At 54.0% G+C, this 1,380-nt stretch carries 1 rRNA gene; it reads left to right on the plus strand.

What is annotated here, in order from left to right:
- Positions 1-1,354: ribosomal RNA gene (locus tag HMPREF2847_RS03345) — 23S ribosomal RNA — on the plus strand; the annotation flags it as partial.
- Between the last annotated feature and the right edge of the window lie 26 nt (positions 1,355-1,380).

Consider the following 1,380-nt stretch of genomic DNA (forward strand, 5'->3'; position numbering starts at 1 on the left):
TTTTGGGGAAGTTGGTGATCCTATGCTGCCGAGAAAAGCCTCTAGCGATGTGGATATACGGCCCGTACCCGAAACCGACACAGGTAGTCAGGTAGAGAATACTAAGGCGATCGGGATAACTGTGGTTAAGGAACTCGGCAAAATGCCCCCGTAACTTCGGGAGAAGGGGGGCCATGACTGGTGACCGACGTGGTTGAGCTGGTTGTGGCCGCAGAGAATAGAGGGAAGCGACTGTTTACTAAAAACACAGGTCCGTGCGAAGACATTTAAGTCGAGGTATACGGACTGACGCCTGCCCGGTGCTGGAAGGTTAAGAGGACCTGTTAGATCCCTTTGTGGGTCGAAGCGGAGAATTTAAGCCCCAGTAAACGGCGGTGGTAACTATAACCATCCTAAGGTAGCGAAATTCCTTGTCGGGTAAGTTCCGACCTGCACGAATGGCGTAACGACTTCCCTGCTGTCTCAACCACAGGCCCGGCGAAATTGCAGTACGAGTAAAGATGCTCGTTACGCGCGGCAGGACGAAAAGACCCCGGGACCTTCACTATAGCTTGGTATTGGTGTTCGGTTCGGTTTGTGTAGGATAGGTGGGAGACTGTGATGCCTCAACGCCAGTTGGGGTGGAGTCGTTGTTGAAATACCACTCTGATCGTATTGGACATCTCAACCTCGGCCCGTGATCCGGGTTAGGGACAGTGCCTGGTGGGTAGTTTAACTGGGGCGGTTGCCTCCCAAAGAGTAACGGAGGCGCCCAAAGGTTCCCTCAGCCTGGTTGGCAATCAGGTGTTGAGTGTAAGTGCACAAGGGAGCTTGACTGTGAGACTGACAGGTCGAGCAGGTAGGAAACTAGGGACTAGTGATCCGGCACCGGCTTGTGGAAGCGGTGTCGCTCAACGGATAAAAGGTACCCCGGGGATAACAGGCTGATCTTCCCCAAGAGTCCATATCGACGGGATGGTTTGGCACCTCGATGTCGGCTCGTCGCATCCTGGGGCTGGAGTAGGTCCCAAGGGTTGGGCTGTTCGCCCATTAAAGCGGCACGCGAGCTGGGTTTAGAACGTCGTGAGACAGTTCGGTCTCTATCCGCCGCGCGCGTAGAAACTTGAGGAAGGCTGTCCCTAGTACGAGAGGACCGGGATGGACGTACCTCTGGTGTGCCAGTTGTCCCGCCTGGGGCATGGCTGGTTGGCTACGTACGGAAGGGATAACCGCTGAAAGCATCTAAGCGGGAAGCCTGTTCCAAGATTAGGTTTCTTTTGAGGTCCCCTATAGATGATGGGGTTGATAGGCCGGATCTGGAAGCATCGTAAGGTGTGGAGGTGACCGGTACTAATAGACCAAACATTCAACACACACAATAGTGTGAAACACAAGGGTTTT

It is taken from the genome of Corynebacterium sp. HMSC074C03, assembly GCF_001838285.1.
Lineage (GTDB): Bacteria > Actinomycetota > Actinomycetes > Mycobacteriales > Mycobacteriaceae > Corynebacterium > Corynebacterium amycolatum.